Raw genomic sequence first — 17502 nt, 5'->3', positions numbered from 1 at the left:
CTCCAGGGCGGCTTGAGGTCGCCATACCGTGCGTTAGCGCGACAAGGTATAGACCGAGGTGCCCGCCAATAAGTTGGGGCAGAAGCGCATGCTGCGGCCATCCTGCATGCCAAAGCTGTCGAGTACCTTCAGGCCGCTGCGCAGCGCTAGCAGCGCCAGGTCGGCGTGGGTGCCGACCCGGATGTTGGGCGTGTCATACCACTGGTAGGGCAGGCGGCGCGTCACCGGCATGCGGCCGCGCAGCACGCTCAGCCGGTTCGGCCAGTGGGCGAAGTTGGGAAAGGCGACGATGCCGACGCGACCGACGCGCACCGTTTCGCGCAGCATCACCTCGGCGTTGCGCAGGTGTTGCAGGGTGTCGATTTGCAGCACGACGTCGAACGAGGCATCGGCAAACAGGTCCAGCCCTTCGTCCAGATTGAGCTGAATGACGTTGACGCCGCGCTGGACGCAGGCCAGCACGTTGGCGTCATCAATCTCGATGCCGTAGCCGGTGCAGCCGCGCGTCTGCTGCAGGTGCGCCAGCATGGCGCCGTCGCCGCAGCCCAGGTCCAGCACGCGCGAACCTTCCGGCACCAGCCGGGCAATCGCGTCCATGGTCGTGGCATCCGTCATGATCTGGCTCCCACTTCTTTGGCTATGCTATCAAAATAAGAGCTTACTACGCCCATGTAACGGGGGTCATCGAGCAAAAAGGCATCATGGCCGTGGGGGGCGTCAATCTCGGCGTAGCTCACGTCGCGTCGGTTGTCGAGCAAGGCCTTGACGATCTCGCGGCTGCGTTTGGGGGCAAAGCGCCAGTCGGTGGTGAAACTCACCAGCAGGAATTTGCAGCTGGCCCGCGCCAGCGCGTGGCTCAGGTCGCCGCCGTAGGTGCGGGCCGGGTCGAAGTAGTCGAGCGCCCGGGTGATCAGCAAATAGGTGTTGGCGTCAAAGTACTCGGCAAACTTGTCGCCTTGATACCGCAGGTAGCTCTCAATCTGAAACTCGACGTCTTGCGTGCTGTAGAGATAGGCCCCCACGCTGGCCACTTCGTGTGCTGCGCTGCCCCCCGAGGGGGTCGTGCCTTGCTTGGGGCGGCCAGGCGCGGCGGCAGCCTCCTTGCTCACTACCGAGCGCAGCTGGCGGCCAAACTTCTCGTTCATCACGTCATCGCTGAGGTAGGTGATGTGGCCAATCATGCGGGCAATGCGCAAGCCCCGTTTCGGCACGGTGCCGTGCTCGTAAAAATGCCCGCCATGAAAATCCGGGTCGGTCACGATGGCACGGCGCGCCACTTCGTTGAAGGCAATGTTCTCGGCCGTCAGATTCGGGGCGCTGGCGACCACCACGGCATGGCGCACCCGGTCCGGGTATTGCAGCGTCCAGCTCAGGGCCTGCATGCCGCCCAGCGAGCCGCCCATCACGGCGGCCAGCGTCTGGATGCCGAGCGCATCGAGCAAGCGGGCCTGGGCATCAACCCAGTCCTCGACCGTGACCACGGGGAAGTCAGCGCCATAGACCCGACCGGTGTCCGGGTTGGTGTGCATGGGGCCGGTGGAACCAAAGCAGGAACCGAGGTTATTGACGCCGATGACAAAGAACTTGTTGGTGTCGAGCGGCTTGCCCGGCCCAATCATGTTGTCCCACCAGCCCTCGGACTTGTCCTGCCCCTCGTAGACGCCTGCCACATGGTGCGAGGCGTTCAGGGCGTGGCAGATCAGCACCGCGTTGGATTGGTCGGCGTTGAGCGTGCCGTAGGTCTCGAAACTCAATGAATAGTCGCGCAGTGACGCGCCGCTTTGCAAAGGCAAGACGGTGGCAAAGTGCATGGACTGTGGCGTGACGTTCATAAGGTGGAGGACAGCGCTTGCCTGCTGCGCAGGCGGCGGTCTGTCCCGCAATGTTTCAAAAAAATAAACCCGGCAGCGCTAGATGCGGGGCCGGGTTACTGGTGGAGTGACGGTGGCCGTGTTTAGCTGAATTTCGAAGCTCATTGGCTTCGGCGCCCGCAATCCTGGATCAAATCGGCGCAAAAGGTTAGTATAAATCCAAGTTCAAGTTCATCGAACCAGGGGGCTATATGTCCATGTTGTACGGGTCCGATGCCTACGCGCCGGGGGAGGTCGCGCAGCGCGTTGAAACGGTCGGTGTCGCCAAAGCGCGGCTGGCTACGTTGCCGCTGCTGATGCTGGGGGTGCTGGCTGGCGCGTTCATCGGGTTGGGCACCCTGTTTTTTACGCTCGTCAAGTCGGATCCGACACTCGGCTTTGCGGCCAGTTCGGTCCTGGGTGGCCTGGTGTTCTCACTCGGTTTGATGCTGGTGGTCGTTGCCGGGGCCGAACTGTTTACCGGCAACAACCTGCTGGCCATGGCCTGGGCTGACGGCAAGATCAGCAGTGTGGCAGTGCTGCGCAACTGGGTGCTGGTGTGTCTGGCCAATTTTGTCGGCGCGGCCGGTTTGGCGCTGCTGGTGTTTGCCAGTGGTCACACCGAGCTGAATGGCGGCGCCATTGGTCAGCAGGTTGTGAAAATGGCTCTGGCCAAGCAGAACCTGTCGTTGGGGCAGGCTTTTTTCCGAGGCGTGTTGTGCAATGTACTGGTCTGCATGGCGGTGTGGATGGCGATGGCCGGGCGCAGCGTCACGGACAAGATGGTGGCCATCGTGCTGCCGGTCACCGCCTTTGTGGCGGCCGGCTTTGAGCACAGCATTGCCAATATGTACCTCATGCCGCTGGCGATGCTGATTCAGCACTTTGGTCCGCTGACTGCTGCCACAGGGACGGTGACCTGGACGGGCATGGTGGGTAACCTGCTACCCGTCATCGCCGGTAATCTGGTGGGCGGCAGCGTGCTGGTCGGGCTGGCTTACCATGTGATTTACCGGCGGGGTGCGCCCAGTCCGGGTGTGCCGCCCGCAAATGAGTCCCCGGTATCCATTCCGGATCAATAAGGGCGACCGTCGGGCGTTGTTTCCGCCCCGCATCGAGATCGCTTCCCGATAATCGGCTTGTTTTGCACGGTTATGGGTCGATCGGCTTGGTCTTGGCCTGCTTTTTGCTTTACTTTGGTGCATTTGAAATTTCAACAACAGAAATGCACCAATTCAATTCATTTCATCCAAAGAGGTTCTCATGGAAGCACTAAAACAGGGCGCAGACACCCTGTTCATCCTTCTCGGCGCAGTCATGGTGCTGGCCATGCACGCGGGTTTTGCATTTTTGGAGCTCGGCACCGTGCGTCGCAAGAACCAGGTCAATGCGCTGGTCAAGATTTTGGTGGATTTTTCGGTCTCCACGGTTGTGTATTTTGTCATTGGTTACGGGGTTGCCTACGGCACCAGTTTCTTTGTGGGTGCGGAGCAGCTGGCGGCCAAGAATGGCTATGAGCTGGTCAAGTTCTTCTTTTTACTGACCTTTGCGGCGGCCATTCCGGCCATCATCTCGGGTGGCATTGCCGAGCGCGCCAAATTCTGGCCGCAGCTGATTGCTACCGCTGTGATCGTGGGTCTCATTTACCCCTTCTTTGAAGGTGTGATGTGGAATCACCACTTTGGCGTGCAGGGCTGGATCAAGGGTCTGACGGGCGAAGAGTTCCATGACTTCGCCGGCAGTGTGGTGGTTCATGCCCTGGGCGGCTGGATTGCGCTGCCTGCGGTTATTTTGCTGGGGGCTCGTGCCAACCGCTATCGCAAAGATGGCGGCATCTCGGCGCACCCGCCTTCGAGCATCCCTTTTCTGGCGCTGGGTGCGTGGGTTCTCACGGTGGGGTGGTTCGGCTTCAATGTGATGAGCGCACAAACCCTGGACAAAATCTCGGGCCTGGTGGCCGTGAACTCGCTGATGGCCATGGTCGGCGGCACGCTGGCTGCACTGCTGGTAGGCAAGAACGACCCTGGCTTTGTCCACAACGGCCCGCTGGCCGGCTTGGTGGCGGTCTGCGCGGGCTCGGACCTGATGCACCCATTGGGCGCATTGGTGGTGGGCGCGGTGGCGGGTGGCATCTTTGTCTTCATGTTCACGCTGACGCAAAACAAATGGAAGATTGATGACGTGCTGGGCGTTTGGCCGCTGCACGGGTTGTGCGGCACGTGGGGTGGCATTGCCGCTGGCATTTTTGGCACCAAAGCCTTTGGCGGCCTGGGTGGTGTGACGTTGGGTGGCCAACTCATCGGTACCGCCATGGGCATCGTCTGGGCTGCCGCTGGTGGGGTGCTGGTGTACGGCGTGCTCAAGATCACGATGGGCTTGCGTCTGAGTCAGGAAGAAGAATACGACGGGGCTGACTTGTCGATTCACAAGATCAGCGCCACGCCGGAGCGGGAGGCGAACTGGTAGGTTTCTCCCCTCATTTCGCTGGCGCGCCGGGCGCTAGAGGTCTCGTCGGCACAATCGGCTGTGAGGTGTTCATCGCTATCTCGTTTGCTTCATCGCCGGTGTGACGGTGTCCGTTCGAGGCCTGCCTGCTGCATCAGCGGTGGGGAGGGCACACACCGTTTGCAGCCAACGCCACAGCAGGTCATCTGAAGCACCGGTTATTTGAATAATCAGCGCATTGCTTTCAGTACTTGTCTTGCCCCCTTTTGGGTAATCCCGAACAGGTTGCGCAATCCCGGCCTTCATCTTTCTTCAAAAAGATTGTGAAAACATTCAACATGACGCATAATGCAGTTGTATTGTCGAAAATCGGTTGTACAAGTTTGCGGTGTTTAGTCAGTTTCGCGTCTGCTTCGGGTCTTCATTTTTTTGTGGATTGCAGGTGATTAGCGGTTTTGGACTCCATCGCGTTTTGAGTTATTTTGAGGAGTCCTTTCATGGGCAACAAACTTTACGTGGGCAACCTGCCCTACACTTTCCGTGACGAAGACCTGCAGCAAGCATTTGCCGCACACGGTACCGTCACTAGCGCCAAAGTCATGATGGAACGTGACACCGGCCGCTCTAAAGGCTTCGGCTTTGTGGAAATGGGCAGCGACGCTGAGGCACAAGCTGCTATCAACGGCATGAATGGTCAACAGTACGGTGGCCGTGGTCTCGTGGTTAACGAAGCCCGTCCAATGGAAGCTCGTCCTCCCCGCACTGGCGGCGGCGGCTTCGGTGGTGGTGCTGGCGGTGGCGGCGGTTACGGCGGCGGCGCTGGCGGCGGCCGTAGCGGTGGCGGCGGTTACGGCGGCGGCGCTGGCGGTGGCCGTAGCGGTGGCGGCGGTTACGGCGGCGGCGCTGGCGGTGGCCGTAGCAGCTACTAAGCACTTGACTGGCTTTACGCCAATCAAAAATGAAAGGGCCCTTGTGGCCCTTTTTTATTTATTGCGTCAAAGCTTTTTACAAAAAACCAAACCCTGCCGTTAATCAGGTGTTGGTGCTCCGTGGTTTTCGGGGCCGTCCGGCAAAAGCCTTGTCAAACAGCCAGTTGGGCAACAGCCGCAACATTTTGGCGACCACCCCCATTTGCCAGGGAATCACGCGATAACTGACGCCGGCCGTAATTGTCTTGAACGCCTTTGCGGCAAAGTCATCCGGGTGCATCAAGAAGGGCATGGAGTAGGTATTTTTCCGTGTCAAGGGCGTGTCGATATAGCCCGGGCACAGGGTGACGACTTTTACGCCACTGCCGCGCAGTTCGCCGCGTAAGCTCTCGCCGTAGCTGATGACGGCCGCTTTGCTGGAACAATAGGCGCCATGACCGGGCAAGCCCCGTATGCCTGCGACGCTGCCAATACCGACCAGCGTTCCTGAACCGCGTCTCGCCATGGCTGCAATGAAGGGCTGAAACGTGGCGGCCATTCCAATGTTGTTGGTGGCAAAAGTACGCGCCATGATCGCCAGGTCTTCGCGATGAGCCGTATCCATTCCGATGCTGATGCCCGCGTTGGCAATCACCACATCAGGAATGCCTTGCTGTGTCAGGCAGGCCTGTCCTGCCATCACAATACTGTCTGGAATCGATACATCTGCGCTATATATTTTGTAGCGTGATCTGCTTATTTGACGGCTGCTCGCCCATAATTCGATCTCTTGGGTGCGGCGCGCCACCAACGCAAGTGAATAGCCGGCCTGGTAATAGCGCCACGCCAAAGACTGACCAATGCCACTGGATGCACCGGTGATAAAAACGAGTCTGGACATATGCCGTCCTCCTGGGTATCTATTTGGCCGCAGCTGGCACCAGAATGCCCTTGACGCGCCCTTTGAGTTGCATCACGCCATCAAGATTGTCAAAATCCATCGTGTCCGCCGTGAAGTGATCACTTCCGCGTATCAGTTCCACCGGTTTGTGCGAGATGACGCGCTCCGTATTCATGAATGCATGCAAAAATTCGCTGCGGTATTCCATGCGTGGTTGCGGCTGCCCCGCCTTGTCCACCACTGGCTCGCGCACCACGCGCGCATTGCCGATCAACTGAACTTCCGAGGCGTCGCCGTTGGTCAGCGCGCGGCTGGCGGTGGCCGTGGTCAGGCGTCCCTCTTCGTTAAACGAGCGGATGTGCACCAGGTCAATTTCCATCGTATCCGTGTCCGGGTAGTGGCGGGCATTGGAACCCAACACTTCGCTTTTGAGACGTCCTGCGCCATCAAACGTTTTGACTGAAAACTTGCGCATCAAATAGTCAGGCTCATGCCGTGCGGGTGCTTCTTGCTCGGCCGGCATCAGCAGTGGTGTGCTACGGACCAGCCAGTAGGTTCCCAGCGCCAGCAGCCCCATGAGTACCACGGGCAGGTAGAGCGACAGTCGTTCCCATGCCGTGCGCAGTAGCGTGATCACTGCGCCCATTCCTCCAGCAGATTGGCATACTGGCCGCTGGCAACCAGCAGTAAGTCACACAGTTCTCTGACGGCTCCATCGCCGCCGCTGGCCTCCGTGACGTAGTGTGAGATGGCCTTGACCTCGATATGGGCGTTGTGCGGCGCGCAGGCCAGCGCACAGCGTCGCATGACGGCCAAGTCTGGCCAGTCGTCCCCCATGGCGGCGGCCTGGCGCCAGTCCAGACCCAGGGCGGCGAGGGTTAGTTCCGCGGCGGGGCGTTTGTCCTCGGTACCATAGTGCACATGTTCAATCCCCAAGGCGGCGAGGCGCAAACGCAGCGGCTTGGAGTCCCGTCCGGTAATCACGGCCGGTGTAATGCCCGCACGTTGCAACAGCTTGAGGCCGTGGCCATCCAAGGTGCAAAAACGTTTAATCGTTTCGCCCGCTTCCGTGAAGAGCAAACCGCCGTCGGTCAGGACGCCATCCACATCGAAGAAAACCACGCGAATACCTTGTGCCTTGAGTAGCAACTCTGGCGGGAAATTGAGTGCAGCGGCCGCCATCAAATCACCTTCGCCCGCATCAAGTCGTTGCTATTCAGTGCGCCGCACAAGTGGCCAGCAGCATCGAGTACCAGAACGCTGGTAATACAGTTGTGTTCCATCAGTTCAGCGGCTTCCACGGCCAAGGCGTCCCGGGCAATGGTGCTGGGCTTGGGGTGCATGACCTGTTGTGCGGTAGTGGTGCGTAAATCGATGCCTTTCTCCACCAGGCGGCGTAAGTCGCCATCGGTGAAGATCCCGAGCACGGTCAAATGCTCATCCACAATGGCGGTTGCCCCCAGACCCTTGACGCTCATCTCGCGCATCAACTCGCTGAAACTGGCCTGTGGCCCGACCTTGGGAACGTCATCGCCCGAGCGCATCACATCACTGACGTGAGTCAGCAGCTTGCGACCCAGCGCACCCCCCGGATGGGAACGGGCAAAATCTTCCGCCTTGAAGCCGCGTGCATCCAGCAGGGCTACTGCCAGCGCATCGCCCAATGCCAGTTGCGCCGTCGTGCTGGCCGTCGGTGCCAGGTTCAAGGGGCAGGCCTCTTTTTCGACGCCGCAATCCAGAAACACATCCGCATGGCGGGCCAGTGTCGAGTCAGACTTGGCGGTCATGGCAATCAGGGGTGCGCCCATGCGCTTGAGCATTGGCAGGATCGCCGTCAACTCTTCTGACTCGCCGCTGTTTGAGATGGCCAGCACCAGATCGACCGATTTGATCATGCCGAGGTCGCCATGGCTGGCCTCGGCGGGATGGACGAACATGGCGGGTGTGCCTGTCGAGGCCAAGGTGGCGGTAATTTTGCGTCCAATGTGCCCGCTTTTGCCCATGCCCATCACCACCACGCGGCCCCTGACCAGCAGCATCATCTGCACGGCGCTGGCAAATGCTGGCCCCAGGTTCTGCTTCAAACCCAGCACCGCGGCGGCTTCGATGTCCAGGGTTTCCTGTGCCAGACGAATCGCCTGGGCCGCATTAAATGCTGGAAGCTGAGTTGGTTGACTATTCATTGCAACATTTTATCGGTCGGCGCAGCGCTTGTTAGTATGTCAGCATGAGCCCGCTTGAACTTACTCTCGCCTTCCTGCTTGCCGCGGTGCTGGGCGTGGTCGCCTGCCGGTCCTTGAAGCTGCCACCCATGCTGGGTTATCTGGCCGTGGGTGTGCTCACCGGACCCAATGCCTTCGCCGTGGCGCAGAACGCCGATGGCGTGCGCCACTTGGGCGAGTACGGCGTTGTTTTCCTGATGTTTGTCATTGGGCTGGAGTTCAATTTGCCCAAGCTGCGGGCCATGCGCAATCATGTGTTTGGACTGGGTTTTTTTCAGGTGCTGCTGACCATGGTCATCGCCAGCGCCGCCGCCTTGGGCCTGGCATTTATCGCGCCGTCCTCGTGGGGCATGAGTTGGCAAACGGCGTTGGCCCTGTCCAGTGCGCTGGCCATGAGCAGCACCGCCATCGTGGTCAAGCTGATGACCGAGCGGATCGAGATGGAGTCGGAACATGGCAAACGGGTCATGGGCATACTGCTGTTTCAGGATCTGGCCGTTGTCCCTCTGTTAGTCCTGATTCCGGCGCTGGGGGCTTCCGGTGAACAGCTTTTTGAAACACTGGGCGTTGCGACGCTCAAAGCCGCCGTCTTGATTACCTTGCTGCTGGTGGGGGGCCCGCGCGTCATGCGGTGGTGGCTGACCCTGGTGGCCCGGCGCAAAAGCGAAGAGCTGTTTGTGCTGAATCTGCTGCTCATCACCCTGGGGCTGGCCTGGCTGACGGAACTGGCGGGCTTGAGTCTGGCGCTGGGGGCCTTTATCGCCGGCATGCTGATCTCCGAGACGCAGTTCAAGCAGCAGGTGGAGACCGATATCCGGCCCTTTCACGACGTTTTGCTGGGTTTGTTTTTCATCAGCATCGGGATGATGCTCGACTGGCGGCTGGTGCTTGAACGGTGGCCGCTGGTGCTCTTGTTGGTGACGGTGCCGGTGTTGTTCAAGGCGGCGCTGGTGGCCTTGCTGGCACGCGGGCTGGGTGCTACTGCCGGTGTTTCGCTGCGTACCGGCCTGTACCTCGCGCAAGCCGGTGAATTTGGCTTTGTGCTGCTGACACTGGCGCAATCCAGCGCCCTGGTGCCTCCGTCATTACTGAATCCGATACTGGCCAGCATGGTCCTCTCCATGCTGGCCACGCCCTTCATCATTCTGTACAGCAACCAGATTGTGTTGCGGTTGGCCAGTAGTGAGTGGTTGCAGCAATCACTGCAAATGACCACCATTGCCCGCAAATCGATCAACGTCAACAAGCATGTGATCATTTGCGGCTATGGCCGCTGCGGCCAGAATCTGGCACGCATGCTGGAACTCGAAGGTATACCGTACATGGCGCTGGACCTGGATCCCGACCGGGTGCGTCAGGCCGCCGCCGCCGGTGACTCCGTCGTCTTTGGGGATGCCGCCCGGCTTCAGGCCCTGATGGCGTCAGGGCTTGCGCGTGCCAGTGCCGTGGTCGTCACTTACCTGGAAGTACCGGGTGCCATGAAGGTGCTGGCCCACATCCGGGCCCACGCACCCCAGGTTCCCGTCATTGTCCGCACCCAGGATGATCATGATTTAGCGGCGCTGCGGCAAGCAGGCGCCACCGAGGTGGTGCCCGAGGCGATTGAGGGCTCGCTCATGCTGGCCAGTCATGCCCTGGCGCTGGTGGGTGTGCCCATGCGGCGTGTGATTCGCATCGTGCAGGAGCAGCGTGATGCCCGCTACAGCCTGCTGCGCGGCTACTTCTACGGGGCGGACGACGATGCGGTCGATGAACTGCACCAGGAGCGCCTGTCATCGCTGACGTTGCCGCTGGGCGCCAAGTCGATTGGCAAACCACTCAGCCATCTGGCCCTGCACACGTTTGACGTGCGGGTTGTCAGCCTGCGGCGCAGCGGTGGCAAGGTCAAGGCCGTTGCACAGGATCCGCTGATAGAAGAGGGCGACACCTTGGTGCTCTCGGGCAAGGCTGAAATGCTCGCCATGGCCGAACAGAAATTGCTCAAGGGGTAAGTCCGCAACCGGGGACAAGAATCAGGCACGAGGCACAATACAGCTCCAACCCCCTACTTGATGATCCATGCAAAACCTCAGCGTCAACCAGTACCTCAGAGACCACATCCGCACGGTGCCGGACTGGCCGGCACCGGGTGTGCAGTTTCGTGATATCACGCCGCTGTTGCAGGATGCCAAGGTGTTCCGGATCTTGATCGACGCTTTTGTCCATCGTTACATGAGCCTCTCCATGCGCCCCGATGTGGTCGCCGGACTGGATGCGCGGGGCTTTATTTTGGGCGCGGTGATCGCGTACGAACTTAATGTTGGTTTTGTGCCGATCCGTAAAAAGGGCAAGCTGCCCTTCACCACGGTCGAAGAAACCTATGAGCTGGAGTACGGCAGCGCCACGGTTGAATTGCACACGGACGCCGTCAAGACGGGTGATCGTGTGCTGCTGATCGACGACCTGATTGCCACGGGTGGCACCATGATGGCCGGCATGAAATTACTTGAGAAACTGGGGGCGACTGTCATCGAAGGCGCCGCAATAGTCGATCTGCCCGAGCTTGGCGGGTCCGACAAACTCAGGGCGGCGGGTCTGCCACTTTTTACGTTGATTGATTTTTCCGGACACTGAAGCCAGGTTTTACGATCAGTTCAAGTCTCCGTACTGCGTCACACTGAGTGGCGAGGCGTGCTCATCCGGTGGCACCATCTGGGTGTCTTCAAATTCGACCGGTGGCGCTGGGTTACGACGTCCTGAGGTGATGACTTGACCCGACGCCCCATGGGTCGCCGGGGTAACACTGGCCAGTGCCCGTTTGAAGGCCGCAACTTCGTCGGCTTGCAGCGGTTCGTAAGTGGGGTGTTGGCTGGCCGGCAGCTTGGGTGCGGTGGGTGGGTGGGATGCCTGCTGTTCAATGGCTTGCCTGGGCCGTGGAAGCGTCGCGGAGGCCCCCTGAGTTGGCGGCAGTGCGGCTGGGTTCTGCGCGTTCACGCGCCAGTAAACGGCCGAGACCGTCATGTCATGGCGCGCCTTGGCCGCTTGGGTGATCATGTTTTCGATCTCGGTCAGACGAGCCGAATCGCCCGCAACCTGATTGCTCAAATCCATCATGATCAGGTATTGGCGGCCGTGCGCATCCAGTGACAAGACCTTGAATTTGTAGCTGGCCGCCAGCACGCCGGCGCGGATCATCGAGTCCCGCACCACGCGGTAAAGTTGCTCGCGGCGTTCCAGACGTTCGGTTTTGTGATGGGTATCATGGCCGGCGGATGCCGGGACTATCTTGCCCCGCATTTTTTCAGACGGCATTAAAGGCACTGTTGCCGCAACATGCCCCAAACCTGTGCGCGGTGGCACAGCGGTTTTTTTTGGGGCTTTTTTAGTACGGGTAAACCAATCGAATAATGACATTATTTCTTTCCGGTCAGCATGACCTCTCGAGTGCACCCGGGTGTTTTATTGGAATATGCCATTTTTGGCAGTAGGCATCCCCACCGCTAGAGGGAGAAAGCCGATTACTTGCCGATGCAAAACTTGGAGAATATCACCCCAAGAAGATCATCTGATGTAAATTCACCGGTTATTTCACTTAAGGCGTTTTGGGCCAGGCGAAGCTCTTCCGCCAGCAGGTCCAGCGACTGCGCGTTGGCGGCCAAATGCGCGCTCGCTTCCATCAAATGGCCATCGACCTGGCGCAGTGCCTGCAAATGCCGTTCCCGGGCAATGTAGACCCCCTCGGGGGCGGACTGCCAACCTGCCACCTCCAGCAGCTTGTGCCGCAAGACATCGAGGCCCGCTCCGGTTTTGGCGGACAGAGTCAATCCTCCGTCGACGCTCAAGGTGGCCACGGCATCGGCCTTGTTCCAGAGGTCAATGATGGGCACGCTTGGCGGCAGTTTTTGGGCGAGAGCCTCCGCAATAACTGCGTCATCAACTATGTAATCAATAGCATCTCGTCGCGTCAGATCATGCAAAAACAAAACGGCATCAGCGGTCTCAATGGCATCCCAGGCGCGTGCAATGCCGATTTTTTCAATCTCATCCTCGCTGTCGCGTAGGCCGGCCGTGTCGATGACATGCACGGGTACGCCTTCAATCTGGATGGTTTGTTGTACCTTGTCGCGCGTGGTGCCGGCAACCGGTGTCACGATGGCCAACTCGGCCCCGGCCAGGGCATTGAGCAGCGACGACTTGCCCGCATTGGGCTGCCCCGCAATCACCACCTTGATGCCTTCGCGCAGCAGGGCACCTTGGCGGGCTCTTTGCAACACGGTTTGCAGCGATTGCTGCAGTTTTGACAGCTGTCCATGCGCGTCGGCCTTGCGCAGAAAGTCGATTTCCTCTTCGGGGAAATCCAGCGTCGCTTCCACCAGCATGCGCAGCTGAATCAGCGCGTCACGCAGGCTATGGATTTCTTGGGAAAAGGCGCCCGACAACGAGCGGCTGGCGCTGCGGGCCGCCGCCTCGGTGCTGGCATCAATCAGGTCGGCAATCGCTTCAGCCTGGGTCAGATCAATCTTGTCGTTGAGGAACGCGCGTTCAGAAAACTCTCCCGGTAACGCAACCCGCAGTCCCGGTAGCCGGGGCGTCTGGCGAAGGGGCTCAAGTTCTGCGGCTGCTTCAAGGCAGCGGGCCAGCAACAGTTGCAACACCACCGGTCCGCCGTGGGCCTGCAATTCCAGCACATCCTCGCCCGTGAACGAGTGGGGCGCCGGAAAATAGAGGGCCAATCCCTGGTCAATCGCCAGCCCGGTACGATCAAGAAATGCGGTGTACGTCGCCTCGCGTGGCTTGAGCGGCCGTGCAAACAGGGCCTGAATCAGCGCCCCGATGTTGCTTCCGCTGACCCGGACAATGCCAACCGCACCCCGGCCGGGGGCGGTGGCAATGGCGGCAATGGGATCCTGATGACGCGGCAGCGACACTGTCATTCAGCCGCCGCCGGCCGGCCCCTGGCAAGGCAGCATCCCCACGGGGGGCGTGCAGCACCTGCAGCGGCAAGCGTGGGGGTCATGCTTATTTGAACTTGGGCAAGTTGAACTGCGGTGGCACACCCATGCGGGTGTTGATCACCCACTGCTGTGCAATCGACAACACGTTGTTGGTGATCCAGTACAGCACCAGGCCAGCCGGGAAGAAGAAGAACATCACGCTGAACGCCAGCGGCATGAACCACATCATCTTGGCCTGCAGTGGGTCTGGCGGCGCCGGATTGAGGGCGGTCTGCAGCACGGTCGTCAGTGTCATGACCAGCGGCAAGATGTAGAAAGGATCAGGCGACGAGAGATCGTGAATCCACAACACCCAGGGGGCGTTGCGCATCTCGACGCTGGACAGCAGCACCCAGTACAAGGCAATGAACACCGGGATCTGGATCATGATCGGGAAGCAGCCGCCCATGGGGTTGACTTTTTCCTCGCGGTAGATGCGCATCATCTCCTGCTGCATCTGCTGCGGGTTGTCCTTCAGCCGTTCGCGCATTTCCGTGATCTTCGGATTGACGGCCTTCATTTTGGCCATGCTGGCGTAAGCCTTGGCATTGAGCCAGTAAAAAGCAGCTTTCAGCAGCAGCACCAGCGCCATGATGGACCAGCCCCAGTTGCCAATGAAGCTTTCGATCTTGTCGAGCAGCCAGTACAGTGGCTTGGCCAGAATGGTGAGCCAGCCGTAGTCTTTGACCAGTTCCAGTCCGGGGGTCAGCGAAGCAAGCACTTTTTCTTCCTGCGGACCGGCAAAGAATTTCGCCTCTACCGTCTTGCTGGTGCCGGGTGCAATATTGTCCAGGGCGGTGATCATGCCCACGGCGTACAGATTGGTGTCGACCTTGCGCATGAACAGATCGCGTTTGATACCGTCGCCCAGCAGCCATGCACTGGCGAAGTAATGCTGCACCATGGCCACGTAGCCGTTTTCGGCGGTCTTTTCAATATCGACTTTGTTGTTTTCGATATCCTTGAATTCCACTTTTTGGTATTTCTTGGCTTCGGTATAAATCGCCGGGCCCGTGAACGTGGAGTAGAAAGAGGATTCACCCAGTGGCTTGTTGCCGTCGCGGACCAACTGCAGGTACAACTGCGGCGACACCGTCACAGCGCCGGCATTGATCACTTCATGCTTGACGGCCACGGCGTAGGCGCCACGGGTCAAGGTGAAGGTTTTCACCAGTTTGACGCCGCCCAGTTCGGGTGACTCAAAACGGATGACCAGCTCTTTGCTGTCCTCCTTGAGGGTGCGATCGCCCGGCGTTAAGGTCATCACCGTCTTGTGCGTGGGGAAAGCCCCGCCTGCTGCGCCGGCGATCAAGCCGGTTTGCGCCAAATAGATGCGCTCTTTGTTGTCGTTCAGCAGGACAAAATTTTTCGTCTTGTCGGCCATGTCGACGTGCTTGAGGAATTCGGTCTGCACCAGCGAACCGCCTTCGGTGTCAAACGTCAGTTTGAGGACATCAGTCGATACCACCACCCGCTCATGGGGGGCTGCCGGCGCGTTGGTATTGGAGGAAATTGACGCGGTAGCCCCCGTCGTTGGGGTGTTTCCTGCTGTTGTATTGGTAGCAGGAGCCCCGGTGGGAACACTGGACGTTGCAAGCGGTGGATTTGCTGTTGCCGTCGCTTTGGTCTGGCCGGGGAAAAAGGTGGCTTTGTGGCCGTTATAAACCTGCCACTGGTCCCACAGCAAAACCATGGAAAAGCCAAAAATCACCCACAAAATGGTGCGGCGAATATCGTTCATGAAGACTTCTTTTCAGTGGAAGAGGGGAGCAGCTGGGTAAAGAGCCGGGGTTTTTGGGCTGGAACAGGGTCTTCCCCGCCCGCGCACCAAGGATGGCAACGTGCAAGACGCGCCAGTGTCAGGTAACTGCCTGCTGCCGCGCCATGCCTCTGCAGCGCCTGCAGCGAATACGCGGAGCACGTCGGTTCGAACCGGCAGGCTGAGCCCAGCCATGGACTGAGCAGCAAACGGTAGCCCTTGACCAAGCTGATCAATAAAGTCTTGATCATGGCGCTCCGACCTGTATGGACGGCGCAGGCAGACGCGCTACCGCACGAGCGAACAGTTGCTGCAATTCTTGACGAACGGCGGCTTTCAGCACCTCGGATGTGGCGCTGATAAATTGTTTACGGTCAAAACCAGCGCGCAAACGCACCACATGGGCAGCCACAAGAAGCACTGACTCGAAATCGGTGCTCACACTGTAAATCTGGTGTTTGATGGCATTGCGTGTGACCGCCCGTTTTGCCCAGCGTTTGGGCACCATGGCGCCCATCCACACATCCTGCACAACAAAGAGCGCCAGTGAAGGCGCCCTCGAAGGCTTCGATGTTTTCTGTTCGACCACAGGGGCATCAAGCGCTGCGCAGTGCAAAGCAAAATGGGCTGTACGTGCGACGGTGCCGCCAGCCAGAACAGCCTGAAACTGGCTTCGCGTTTTCAGTCGTTGCAATTTGAGGCGGTGCCAGAATTGCAAGTCAGCTGCGCGCTAAGCGGGCAGCCAGAATTAAACGGCCAGACGCTTGCGGCCCTTGGCGCGACGAGCGTTGATCACAGCACGGCCGCCGCGGGTTTTCATGCGAACCAGAAAACCGTGAGTGCGGGCGCGTTTGATCTTGGAGGGTTGGTAAGTGCGTTTCATTTTGGAAATCCTAAAGGGCTCAGTGACGGCCTGCCACCGATATAAGTGCGTAAGCCGCTGTCATATCTCCCACGACACAATCGGGGGAATCTGCGATTATCGCAAACTTTCTGAACCTCGGCAAATTTAGTCGGGCGTTCATCGACCGCAAGCCGTAAATGACACGTTTATTTTGCACTTTGTGTGGTTTGTGACGTCAAGGCGCCAACGTGCTGCCGCCCCCGTCCCGCCCTGGCGACAACCACCGCAGCATCTGCCGTGTTACCGCGGGATTGCTCAGCAACGCCAGGTGATTCGTTCGATAGACAATCCATTGCGATGTTTTTTCGAATGCCAAGTTTCGCCGTGGGTCGTCGTGCTGGCCCAGTGCGCTGTGCAGCGGTACCAGGCCATCTCCCACAATATCCTCCAACTGGCGGTCAATCAGGGTGCTGCGTTGGGACGCTCTGGTCGCAGCCACGGTGTAACAGGCCACGCCTTCAGGCAAGGGCACCGGTTGGCGGTTATCGGGTTTACGGTGAAAGCGATCATGGCCCTGCCAGTCGGTATCCAGCACATGACCGTAGCGCAGGTCTGTGATGCCCGCGCTGCGCAGGTGGCCGATTCTGGCAAACGGTGCGGTGTAGTGCGAGCTGCCCAGAACGACGTCGACCCAGTTGCCGGCCCGCTCCAGTGGGGCGCCATGGTGTGGGGTGCCCAGAAACACGATGTTTTTCAGGTGTTGCGGCCAGTGCAGGGCTTCTTGTTGGGCGTAATACGCGGCACTGCGGATCAGCAAGCCCCCCATGCTGTGGGCCACGACGGTGAGTTCTTCAATCGGTCTTGGCCAGTGGGTGGCCAGTTGTTCCAGCAGCGCGGAGAGTTCGTGCCCATTTTGCGAGGTGTGCAGGCCGGAGTTGTAGCGCAGATAGACCGGGGTGTAGCCCAGGGCGGTGGCGAGTGACTCGCCGTGGTCCAGCACGCGTCCTTTTTTGCCTTTCGGACTGTTGCGCTGCGCGTGCCACTGCAGGTCGTTCATGCATAAGCCATGAATCAGCAGCAAGACCTTGCCCGTGGCTTCGGGCATGGCTGGCAGGGCCTGCCAGTTCAGCGCGACGCCCTGATAGCGCAGGGTCATGGGGGTTGCGAGCGGATTGTGACTGGCGGCCAGGCGGTCCCCCATCACGCCGTTGAGTGCGGCAAGCACTGCTTCGCGCTGCGGCGTTCCGGGTGCGGCGTCTTCCGCCGATTCAAGCAGGGGTTGCAGCTTGGTCAGTACGGTGTCAAGCCCCTTGCCCAGCAACTGCGTCACGCCACGGACACTGGTGTAAACCAGACCGGTGAGGCCGCGCGTTTGTCCTGGCGTTCCACCATCGGGCGCACCCAGGGTGCGCCACACCGATTGGTGCACACCTTCGGCGATTCGGGTCACGCCCGCCGTCGCCTGCGTCGCCAGCAGGGCAAGCCCCCGAAGGTCGGAGGCGCGCAGATGTTTGAGTGTGCCTTTGGATACTGGTTTGGTCATGAAAGCGCGTGCGCTGGAGGAAAAATTCCAACACACGGTTCATTGTGGGTCGCAATC

At 59.6% G+C, this 17502-nt stretch carries 18 protein-coding genes; 5 read left to right on the top strand and 13 right to left on the bottom strand.

Features of this window, described 5'->3' with window-relative positions; all coding sequences use genetic code 11:
• Positions 1-33: 33 nt before the first annotated feature.
• A complete protein-coding gene (metW, locus tag HHJ17_RS09980; protein ID WP_296500771.1) occupies positions 34-615 on the bottom strand; it encodes a methionine biosynthesis protein MetW in 582 nt (193 codons plus the stop codon).
• Positions 612-1832, bottom strand: a complete 1221-nt coding sequence (locus HHJ17_RS09975) for a homoserine O-acetyltransferase (RefSeq protein WP_296505675.1) — start codon at positions 1830-1832, stop codon at positions 612-614. Before HHJ17_RS09975 ends, metW begins: the two co-directional genes overlap by 4 nt.
• A 230-nt stretch (positions 1833-2062) precedes the next feature.
• Between HHJ17_RS09975 and HHJ17_RS09970 the strand changes: the two genes are divergently transcribed.
• From HHJ17_RS09970 to HHJ17_RS09960, 3 genes are all read left to right on the top strand, one after another.
• On the top strand, positions 2063-2932 hold the full coding sequence (locus HHJ17_RS09970; protein ID WP_296505674.1) for a formate/nitrite transporter family protein: 870 nt from the start codon (positions 2063-2065) through the stop codon (positions 2930-2932).
• Between the two features lie 181 nt (positions 2933-3113).
• Positions 3114-4316 (top strand): ammonium transporter, encoded by a 1203-nt coding sequence (locus HHJ17_RS09965; protein WP_296505673.1) that lies wholly within the window; start codon positions 3114-3116, stop codon positions 4314-4316.
• A 476-nt stretch (positions 4317-4792) separates the two neighbouring features.
• Positions 4793-5224, top strand: a complete 432-nt coding sequence (locus HHJ17_RS09960; RefSeq protein ID WP_296500779.1) for an RNA-binding protein — start codon at positions 4793-4795, stop codon at positions 5222-5224.
• 103 nt (positions 5225-5327) lie between these two features.
• On the opposite strand, the gene HHJ17_RS09955 is transcribed toward HHJ17_RS09960, so the two are convergent.
• The 4 genes from HHJ17_RS09955 to HHJ17_RS09940 are packed head-to-tail and all read right to left on the bottom strand — an operon-like array spanning position 5328 to position 8287.
• Positions 5328-6104, bottom strand: coding sequence for an SDR family oxidoreductase (locus tag HHJ17_RS09955; RefSeq protein WP_296500780.1), 777 nt, complete (start codon positions 6102-6104; stop codon positions 5328-5330).
• Positions 6105-6123: 19 nt separating this feature from the next.
• Positions 6124-6741 (bottom strand): LPS export ABC transporter periplasmic protein LptC, encoded by a 618-nt coding sequence (gene lptC, locus HHJ17_RS09950; RefSeq protein WP_296505672.1) that lies wholly within the window; start codon positions 6739-6741, stop codon positions 6124-6126.
• Positions 6738-7286: an HAD hydrolase family protein gene (locus HHJ17_RS09945; RefSeq protein WP_296505671.1), complete on the bottom strand. Its 549-nt coding sequence runs from the start codon at positions 7284-7286 to the stop codon at positions 6738-6740. The genes lptC and HHJ17_RS09945 overlap by 4 nt, the downstream gene beginning before the upstream one ends.
• Positions 7286-8287: a KpsF/GutQ family sugar-phosphate isomerase gene (locus HHJ17_RS09940; RefSeq protein WP_296505670.1), complete on the bottom strand. Its 1002-nt coding sequence runs from the start codon at positions 8285-8287 to the stop codon at positions 7286-7288. The genes HHJ17_RS09945 and HHJ17_RS09940 overlap by 1 nt, the downstream gene beginning before the upstream one ends.
• Before the next feature lie 44 nt (positions 8288-8331).
• On the opposite strand from HHJ17_RS09940, the gene HHJ17_RS09935 reads away from it, so the two are divergent.
• Complete coding sequence (locus HHJ17_RS09935) at positions 8332-10317, top strand: monovalent cation:proton antiporter family protein (RefSeq protein ID WP_296505669.1); 1986 nt, start codon at positions 8332-8334, stop codon at positions 10315-10317.
• 67 nt (positions 10318-10384) lie between these two features.
• Positions 10385-10939 (top strand): adenine phosphoribosyltransferase, encoded by a 555-nt coding sequence (locus tag HHJ17_RS09930; protein WP_296500792.1) that lies wholly within the window; start codon positions 10385-10387, stop codon positions 10937-10939.
• A gap of 15 nt (positions 10940-10954) precedes the next feature.
• On the opposite strand, the gene HHJ17_RS09925 is transcribed toward HHJ17_RS09930, so the two are convergent.
• The 7 genes from HHJ17_RS09925 to HHJ17_RS09895 all read right to left on the bottom strand — a co-directional run bounded on the left by HHJ17_RS09925 (position 10955) and on the right by HHJ17_RS09895 (position 17445).
• On the bottom strand, positions 10955-11617 hold the full coding sequence (locus HHJ17_RS09925; protein ID WP_296500794.1) for a hypothetical protein: 663 nt from the start codon (positions 11615-11617) through the stop codon (positions 10955-10957).
• Positions 11618-11823: 206 nt separating this feature from the next.
• Positions 11824-13239, bottom strand: a complete 1416-nt coding sequence (gene mnmE / locus HHJ17_RS09920) for a tRNA uridine-5-carboxymethylaminomethyl(34) synthesis GTPase MnmE (RefSeq protein WP_296500797.1) — start codon at positions 13237-13239, stop codon at positions 11824-11826.
• An 85-nt stretch (positions 13240-13324) separates the two neighbouring features.
• Complete coding sequence (gene yidC / locus HHJ17_RS09915) at positions 13325-15040, bottom strand: membrane protein insertase YidC (RefSeq protein ID WP_296500799.1); 1716 nt, start codon at positions 15038-15040, stop codon at positions 13325-13327.
• The gene (yidD, locus tag HHJ17_RS09910; protein WP_296500801.1) at positions 15037-15309 is read right to left on the bottom strand and encodes a membrane protein insertion efficiency factor YidD; all 273 of its coding nucleotides are present in this window, start codon (positions 15307-15309) and stop codon (positions 15037-15039) included. The genes yidC and yidD overlap by 4 nt, the downstream gene beginning before the upstream one ends.
• Positions 15306-15752, bottom strand: coding sequence for a ribonuclease P protein component (locus HHJ17_RS09905; protein ID WP_296501187.1), 447 nt, complete (start codon positions 15750-15752; stop codon positions 15306-15308). Before HHJ17_RS09905 ends, yidD begins: the two co-directional genes overlap by 4 nt.
• A gap of 54 nt (positions 15753-15806) precedes the next feature.
• Complete coding sequence (gene rpmH, locus HHJ17_RS09900) at positions 15807-15941, bottom strand: 50S ribosomal protein L34 (protein ID WP_066096666.1); 135 nt, start codon at positions 15939-15941, stop codon at positions 15807-15809.
• Between the two features lie 196 nt (positions 15942-16137).
• Complete coding sequence (locus tag HHJ17_RS09895) at positions 16138-17445, bottom strand: alpha/beta hydrolase (RefSeq protein ID WP_296505668.1); 1308 nt, start codon at positions 17443-17445, stop codon at positions 16138-16140.
• Between the last annotated feature and the right edge of the window lie 57 nt (positions 17446-17502).

The sequence above is a fragment of the Rhodoferax sp. genome (genome assembly GCF_012927445.1).
GTDB lineage: Bacteria > Pseudomonadota > Gammaproteobacteria > Burkholderiales > Burkholderiaceae_C > Rhodoferax.
The sequence above is the reverse complement of the archived record's forward strand: the minus strand, read 5'-3'. Positions and strand labels throughout refer to the sequence as shown.

Excerpts from the sequence above, each read along its gene's own strand:
- metW (WP_296500771.1), bottom strand. The coding sequence starts at position 615 with ATGACGGATGCCACGACCATGGACGCGATTGCCCGGCTGGTGCCGGAA.
- HHJ17_RS09975 (WP_296505675.1), bottom strand. The coding sequence starts at position 1,832 with ATGAACGTCACGCCACAGTCCATGCACTTTGCCACCGTCTTGCCTTTG.
- HHJ17_RS09970 (WP_296505674.1), top strand. The coding sequence starts at position 2,063 with ATGTCCATGTTGTACGGGTCCGATGCCTACGCGCCGGGGGAGGTCGCG.
- HHJ17_RS09965 (WP_296505673.1), top strand. The coding sequence starts at position 3,114 with ATGGAAGCACTAAAACAGGGCGCAGACACCCTGTTCATCCTTCTCGGC.
- HHJ17_RS09960 (WP_296500779.1), top strand. The coding sequence starts at position 4,793 with ATGGGCAACAAACTTTACGTGGGCAACCTGCCCTACACTTTCCGTGAC.
- HHJ17_RS09955 (WP_296500780.1), bottom strand. The coding sequence starts at position 6,104 with ATGTCCAGACTCGTTTTTATCACCGGTGCATCCAGTGGCATTGGTCAG.
- HHJ17_RS09945 (WP_296505671.1), bottom strand. The coding sequence starts at position 7,286 with ATGGCGGCCGCTGCACTCAATTTCCCGCCAGAGTTGCTACTCAAGGCA.
- HHJ17_RS09940 (WP_296505670.1), bottom strand. The coding sequence starts at position 8,287 with ATGAATAGTCAACCAACTCAGCTTCCAGCATTTAATGCGGCCCAGGCG.
- HHJ17_RS09935 (WP_296505669.1), top strand. The coding sequence starts at position 8,332 with ATGAGCCCGCTTGAACTTACTCTCGCCTTCCTGCTTGCCGCGGTGCTG.
- HHJ17_RS09930 (WP_296500792.1), top strand. The coding sequence starts at position 10,385 with ATGCAAAACCTCAGCGTCAACCAGTACCTCAGAGACCACATCCGCACG.
- HHJ17_RS09925 (WP_296500794.1), bottom strand. The coding sequence starts at position 11,617 with ATGCCGTCTGAAAAAATGCGGGGCAAGATAGTCCCGGCATCCGCCGGC.
- mnmE (WP_296500797.1), bottom strand. The coding sequence starts at position 13,239 with ATGACAGTGTCGCTGCCGCGTCATCAGGATCCCATTGCCGCCATTGCC.
- yidC (WP_296500799.1), bottom strand. The coding sequence starts at position 15,040 with ATGAACGATATTCGCCGCACCATTTTGTGGGTGATTTTTGGCTTTTCC.
- yidD (WP_296500801.1), bottom strand. The coding sequence starts at position 15,309 with ATGATCAAGACTTTATTGATCAGCTTGGTCAAGGGCTACCGTTTGCTG.
- rpmH (WP_066096666.1), bottom strand. The coding sequence starts at position 15,941 with ATGAAACGCACTTACCAACCCTCCAAGATCAAACGCGCCCGCACTCAC.
- HHJ17_RS09895 (WP_296505668.1), bottom strand. The coding sequence starts at position 17,445 with ATGACCAAACCAGTATCCAAAGGCACACTCAAACATCTGCGCGCCTCC.